The sequence below is a fragment of the Acinetobacter sp. YH01025 genome (genome assembly GCF_013420185.1).
GTDB lineage: Bacteria > Pseudomonadota > Gammaproteobacteria > Pseudomonadales > Moraxellaceae > Acinetobacter > Acinetobacter indicus.
The window spans coordinates 165360-171359 of the sequence record NZ_VOYR01000006.1; the positions used below are offsets into that span (position 1 = coordinate 165360).

The following is a 6000-nucleotide window of genomic DNA, read 5'->3' on the forward strand; positions in this document are numbered from 1 at the left end:
ACAATTTGGAGGTTTATACAACATATACTAAACAAATCCTATGCTAGTTTTATAGAAGTAAGTATGCTTTTGGTAAAGAAGGAAAATGTATAAAAAACAAGGCTCGAACTTCCACACATCTAGCGCAGGTTTTACGCTCCTGGAATTAATGGTGGCCGTCATTATTTTGGCTATTCTCGCAGCCATTGCCATGCCTATGTATTCAAATTACATCACCAAAGCCAAAGCGCGTAGTGCCCAGTCAGATTTAGTTGCGTTAAGTTTGGTATTGGAAAGTATGTATCAGCGCAACTTAAGCTATGCAACCCCTACACCAAATCCAACTACAGATAATACGGAAACTCAAAATCACGCAAAAGGCTGGCAACCCGTGGCAGCAGATACCTTTAAATATACAGTAGAAATTAAAGATATTGATTCAAAACCTGGTTATGAGTTGATCGCTACGGGAGAGGGGAGGAATGCCGGATGTGTACTGACCTTCAGAAGTAATAATTATAAAAATATTGCTGAAACTAGTAATGGCTGTGGCGGGTTAAGCTCATGGTAAGGCAACGTGGCGTGACCCTCATCGAATTGATGATTGGGATTGCTTTGCTTGCAATTCTTGCTGTGGCTATTTTCCCATTGGGCCGGGCTTGGGTGGCGAATGCGCAAATTACCAAAACTGAAAAAGAACTATTGGAAGCATATGCGCGTGCTAAAAATGAAGCGTTAAGAAACCCGAATGCTGTCAAGGAAGGAATTAAGGCTGCCAGTCTGGAAGTGACTTCTACTACAGTGGTGGTAAAAGACAGTAACAATGCGACTATTTGGAGTTTCAATATTACTCCAACGGTCACAATTCAGTTGTCAACTTTACCAGCCTCAGCAACCTGTGACTCAGCAACTCAAAAGGTTGAATTAAATAATAATGCGTCTTTACAGACAAACACATGTACCCAGTATTTGATTCAAGCATCAGGAGGTCAAGATGAAGCAGGTTACTTCTAACGATCTTGGAATACCAAAGTATCAGCAGGGCGCGACTTTAATCGAAGTATTGGTTTCAATGGTGCTGATGGCTGTGATTGGCTTGGGTGCTGCTTATATTTCTGGTCGAACAGCAGTGGTGCACCGTGATCAGAATATTCATTTGCATACCATTAATCAAATGCGACAGCAGTTGGAAAACTCCAATGAATGTGGTGGGAAAGCTCTAGGCACACATACTGTTCAGGTACAGGTAGCGGGCAACAATGTAAACCTGGACTGTATTGTGAGCGAGGGTGCTTATACGGTGGTCGCCAATGACTCCACTGGAGGTGGGGTTGCTTCCTCTACGGTGGGCGGAATTAAAGTGAGTGCAGCAACTCTTGAAGTTGACGAAGCTGATACTTTTGTACCGGTTAAAGTGCAAATTGCACCGTGAAAAGGAGAGGAAGATGAATAGCCTAAAATTTTCACAGCGTGGTGTGACTTTAATTGAAATTCTAATCGCCCTGGCATTGTCTATTATTATTATTCTGGCCATGCTACGTGCTTTTGTGACTACAGGAAAAGTGACAGCAGAAGCTTCATTAGGTGCAAAAGTAGATAGCCATATTATGCTTGGTCTAATTGCCACAGACCGGATTTTGCAAGGAATGGGTTATGGTTTAACCGGTCCAACTCAGGCCGATTTTAAAGTATTAGATGCGGCCGGAGATGCAGTTGCCTTAAATACGATAGGTAAATATCTGGTCTGGAAAGTTTCCGATACTCATTGCCGAGCCTTATATAGCCATGAGAATGGCTTGTATTTATATGGCCCAACAGCAGCGGGGTATACATGCTCAGGCCTTGTTAAACCTGTTGATACGATTGCAAAAGAATTACTTATTCAAATTGATCAGGCTGCTTTAACTGATTCTGGTCTTGGCAATGATACGAATAAAATTGGTGCAATTAATATTAAAGTTCAACCTGTAACCGGTGGCTGTAGTCCTTTTGGGATTAAAGGAGGAGCTGGTATTGACTTAGGGAAATATCAGGTAGTGCTTGAGGCGAATACTTATGCGGCAAGTAGTGATAGCACAGCAAGAACAATTCAAAATATTACATGCCTATTTAATTTTAAATAGGGGAGGATAAAGTCATGCATAATGCGGCAGAACATCAAAGAAATTCTAAAAAATCGATTTCTTTTGCTAAGCAGGCAGGTATTTCCTCGCTTTTATTTATTGTATTGGTTGGTTTCTCGCTAACTGTTTTAACTGCTGGTTATATGTCTTCTATGCGCAATTTGCAGTCGAGTGCGACAACTGCACATGCACAGACTCAAGCACAAATGAAAGCAATGATGGGATATCAGGCGCTCAGTGATTTTTTATTGAATCAGCCACAAGGTTATTTAGATCGGATTACGACAGGTGAAATTAGAAATGGTGGAACTGTTACTAGTAGTTATGTGAAGTCTAATACTTGCCCAGTATCTACAAATCCAGATGAGGTGCATTATTGTTTTGATATTACAGGGCAAAGTGGTGGTGCATCAGCAATCGTACGTGCTATCTATGCTTATCAAAAACAAATTCAACAAAGTACTGTTGCAGGTACAATTTTTGCTGGTGGATTGGTAGTTGGAGGAAATGCAACATTTGTAGGTGAAACAGGAGAAAATGTCACAATTTTCGTAGGTGGAGAAAATGCAGGTAAGGTTGTTGATACTTCTGGTGCTGTGGTCACTTTAGATCGTATTACAGTACAAGCCTATACCAATCCTATTGAAGTTGCAGATGCAATGACTCTGAAAGGGTATGCCAACTATCTTTTTACTAGAAATAATGCTGGTGTAATGGAGTGTTTTCAAAATAATTTACATACTACAGGTACGACAACTATTACTACTCCAGTAAAAATTACATGTCCATCAGGAGTAACACTTAATAATAAGGCGGAATGGACTTTCAACTCAGCAACAGCAAATCTGGCAGGTATCGTTTGGTTTGATAATAATCTTATTGTTGAATTAAATAAAGAACCAAATGATATGGTAAATACGATATTAACAACAGGTTCCCTAACTACAGACTTAGGTACAGGAAATACAGCTGGTACTTATAATGCTTATGCGCCATTGCACTACCTGTTAACAGCAGATGATAGTAATATTAAGACACGTCTAAATAAGGTATGCCCTGCTGAAAATTATCCAACGCAGTATTGTCAGCCTTATGATGCTACTCAAAGAAACCTCATTAGCAATGTGGCATATTTTAGAGATAATAAGGATAAATTTTTAAAAAATACTAATTTATTTCCAGCAAATTTATCCAATATTCTATTTTTAACAGATACAGAGTTTGCTATTGATGCTGAGAATAATACTGTACTTAACTTGTATGGCAACATAGTGGGTACAAAAGGTGCAGGGGGTACGGGTAAAGCATCAGGGAAAATAACAGGTACTGGTGATATTAATGTAAAAGGTAACTTAGTGGTAACAGGTGACCTGAAAACTGAAGTACAAGGTAATATGACGGTTACTTTGGGTCGTAGTAATACAGATGGTAATAATATTCCCATCCTTATTTATTCGACGAAATCAAAAACAATCCGCTACATGTAACCCCAATCCACTAAAAAACCACAAGAAATTGTGGGTTTTTTATTGCTTATTTAAAATCAAGCTAATTTCTTATAGAGCGTCACTTCAGGTAAAGCTTGATCTGTGCCCACCATATAAGGATAGGTTGCCAGATTCAGCATTGGCTCATCTTCATAACTATTACCATAGGCATAAATAGCATTGTACTGCTCTAAATCATAACGCTTTATAATTTGTTGTTTCTTTTCATATAAACTGCAATCTGCCGTTAAATATTCACCGCTAAAGATAGAGTTCTCTAAAGCCACCTGAGAGCAGATTAAATCAATATTTAATAACTCACATACCGCTTCCAAATAAATATTAATAGAAGCAGAGACCAACACAATATCATCTCCATGGGCTTGATGCTTTTGTAGTTGATTGAGTAATTTCGGATTTAAAGCTTGAACCAATTGTGCTGCATAGCTTTCTGCTTTTTCCTTAATTTGATGCTGCGGTACCGACTTAAACATTCCCTTAAATAGTCGGGGCCGCATTTTATGCGCCGGATAGAGCTTTAAATAATAAGCCATAATCCAGGGGAGGGTGATCAGTCCACGCTTGAGAATATGCCGTTTGCTCAGACTATAAAAAATAAACCCGGTAAAACTGTCATGCTCATACAGGGTTCCATCAAAATCGAATACGGCTAGATTTTTATATTTTTGGCTTTTTGCATGCATGTGGTATATCGCCCGTTGACCCGAGTAGCAAACCAGTTGGTATTATAATCACGGCTGAGTTTTGGCCCGGAAATTACCACCTCTGGCATTATCGCATAAAATGGTTCTTTGCTAGTTTGTTCCTGATACAGTTTTAATAAGGCGCGATACGAAGCGGTATCTTCAAAATCCTGCTCTTTTTCTTTTTTCAGATCGGAGCGGATTTGACGTGGGGTGAGCACAATATTATGTTTGGCAAAAACGCTAATCAGCTCGCGTTCAGATTGACTCTTGGCACTGCGAACGCCGCCATCTTTGCTATAGAGCAGTAAATCGCCGTCTAGAGATAATTCGGCTTCGGTTAAATCATTCAGCATGCTCTGAAAAGCGGCATTACGGCTGGAATACATACCCGAATTATAATCGGCAAAGCGATATAGCGGTTTATCATAGTCGGCCGGATACATCATCAGACGGTGAATACCATAATACAGGCCACCATATTGGCTGTATAAATCGGTACGTAATTCTGCAATATTGCCGCCTTGGCGTTTATGTTCCTTGGCATAACTGATATGCACCTGCATCGAACCTAAGGTGGTAATCGGATTCAGCTTTTCTCCGATATTTTGACCAAACAGCTTGGCGGCGCCGGTCAGGGCCGACACATGATAATGCTTGGCCATATAGTCAAAAATTTCACGATAAAGTTCATCCAGTTCCCGTTCGGTTTTGACCCGGCGCATCTGGCTTAAATAGTTATCTTCCGGGCTTGGATGGTTTTTCAGTACATCCTGAAAATAGCCGGCAATGGTGCCACCAATGGCTTCACCGAGTTTATCTTTAAACTTCTCGTCTAAGCGTTCCTGGACTTCTTTAACTGCTTTTTCACCTAAACCATAAACCTGTGGATCGGCAACAAAGTTGGATTCCTGATCGACCACGGCGACAATGGTACACATATTTTCCTTGGTCTGCGGAATACCCAATTGTTCACTAATATCGTAAATATCTTTGGCCCATGAATCACGATCTTTCACGCGGGAAGGAATCAGTCGCTTGATCTGATCTGCATCTAGACTTGGCTCATCGCCTTTATTCCACCAGGCGCTGTCGCCACAGGCAGCTAAACTTAAAGATAATGCAATCAGGCTTAAAGGTTTGATTACAGATGACAGGAAGGTGTGTTTCATAAACAGGAAAACTCGGTCCAGACGGGTCAGCCTACAGGGCAGATGAAGTATACAGAAATTCGGCTATACAAGTGTGAATATATATGTATACGGCCCACGTTGCGCTGTCAATTTTTATCTGCAAGATGCCAGAGAATTGAGTGGCTCAAAAAGCGGATACTGTAGGGTTAGATACTAAATTCTATTTCAAAATAAAGCGCTGATTTTAATTTGATGATCTTCGGTTATTTTAAGGAAAAAATTTAAATAAATAAGGGTGATGCTGGATAAAATCATCTGAATTGTTTTTAAAATATTAGATCTCTTTCATAAATCAAAAAACGATCTTCTTTTTGGTTGATATTTGCACTCCAGATTTCTTGGCATTCATGCATAATCTGCGGATGAAATACATCGATTCAAACAAGCTTTCTGATCCTCAGTTCAAGCGATACACGGGCATCTCATGGTCAACCTTTGATTTAATGGTTGAGCAATTGAAGAAACATGTCCCTGCCAAAGGCAGACCGCCCAAGTTAAGCCTGGAAGACCAGGT

General features: G+C 40.1%; 7 protein-coding genes. 5 read left to right on the top strand and 2 right to left on the bottom strand.

The window, feature by feature from the left end; all coding sequences use genetic code 11:
• Window positions 1-85 precede the first annotated feature (85 nt).
• Genes FTT89_RS08525 through FTT89_RS08545 form a run of 5 tightly spaced genes read left to right on the top strand, consistent with a single transcriptional unit; the run spans window position 86 to window position 3589 of the window.
• Window positions 86-550, top strand: coding sequence for a type IV pilin protein (locus tag FTT89_RS08525; protein ID WP_180006380.1), 465 nt, complete (start codon window positions 86-88; stop codon window positions 548-550).
• Window positions 544-993, top strand: coding sequence for a Tfp pilus assembly protein FimT/FimU (locus FTT89_RS08530; protein WP_180006379.1), 450 nt, complete (start codon window positions 544-546; stop codon window positions 991-993). The genes FTT89_RS08525 and FTT89_RS08530 overlap by 7 nt, the downstream gene beginning before the upstream one ends.
• Complete coding sequence (locus FTT89_RS08535; protein WP_127800257.1) at window positions 974-1411, top strand: type II secretion system protein J; 438 nt, start codon at window positions 974-976, stop codon at window positions 1409-1411. Before FTT89_RS08530 ends, FTT89_RS08535 begins: the two co-directional genes overlap by 20 nt.
• Window positions 1412-1424: 13 nt before the next feature.
• Window positions 1425-2102, top strand: a complete 678-nt coding sequence (locus FTT89_RS08540) for a prepilin-type N-terminal cleavage/methylation domain-containing protein (RefSeq protein WP_180006378.1) — start codon at window positions 1425-1427, stop codon at window positions 2100-2102.
• 14 nt (window positions 2103-2116) lie between these two features.
• The gene (locus FTT89_RS08545) at window positions 2117-3589 is read left to right on the top strand and encodes a hypothetical protein (RefSeq protein WP_180006377.1); all 1473 of its coding nucleotides are present in this window, start codon (window positions 2117-2119) and stop codon (window positions 3587-3589) included.
• 56 nt (window positions 3590-3645) lie between these two features.
• Here FTT89_RS08545 and FTT89_RS08550 read toward each other — a convergent pair whose 3' ends face one another.
• Both FTT89_RS08550 and FTT89_RS08555 read right to left on the bottom strand, forming a co-directional pair.
• Entirely contained in the window at window positions 3646-4293 is a 648-nt protein-coding gene (locus tag FTT89_RS08550) for an HAD-IB family hydrolase (RefSeq protein WP_168391329.1), read from the bottom strand.
• Window positions 4260-5465, bottom strand: a complete 1206-nt coding sequence (locus tag FTT89_RS08555) for a DUF1615 domain-containing protein (protein WP_160232414.1) — start codon at window positions 5463-5465, stop codon at window positions 4260-4262. The genes FTT89_RS08550 and FTT89_RS08555 overlap by 34 nt, the downstream gene beginning before the upstream one ends.
• Between the last annotated feature and the right edge of the window lie 535 nt (window positions 5466-6000).

What these genes read in the sequence shown, in the direction of transcription:
- FTT89_RS08535 (WP_127800257.1), top strand. Translation starts at nt 974, where the DNA reads ATGAAGCAGGTTACTTCTAACGATCTTGGAATACCAAAGTATCAGCAG.
- FTT89_RS08550 (WP_168391329.1), bottom strand. Translation starts at nt 4,293, where the DNA reads ATGCATGCAAAAAGCCAAAAATATAAAAATCTAGCCGTATTCGATTTT.
- FTT89_RS08530 (WP_180006379.1), top strand. Translation starts at nt 544, where the DNA reads ATGGTAAGGCAACGTGGCGTGACCCTCATCGAATTGATGATTGGGATT.
- FTT89_RS08545 (WP_180006377.1), top strand. Translation starts at nt 2,117, where the DNA reads ATGCATAATGCGGCAGAACATCAAAGAAATTCTAAAAAATCGATTTCT.
- FTT89_RS08555 (WP_160232414.1), bottom strand. Translation starts at nt 5,465, where the DNA reads ATGAAACACACCTTCCTGTCATCTGTAATCAAACCTTTAAGCCTGATT.
- FTT89_RS08525 (WP_180006380.1), top strand. Translation starts at nt 86, where the DNA reads ATGTATAAAAAACAAGGCTCGAACTTCCACACATCTAGCGCAGGTTTT.
- FTT89_RS08540 (WP_180006378.1), top strand. Translation starts at nt 1,425, where the DNA reads ATGAATAGCCTAAAATTTTCACAGCGTGGTGTGACTTTAATTGAAATT.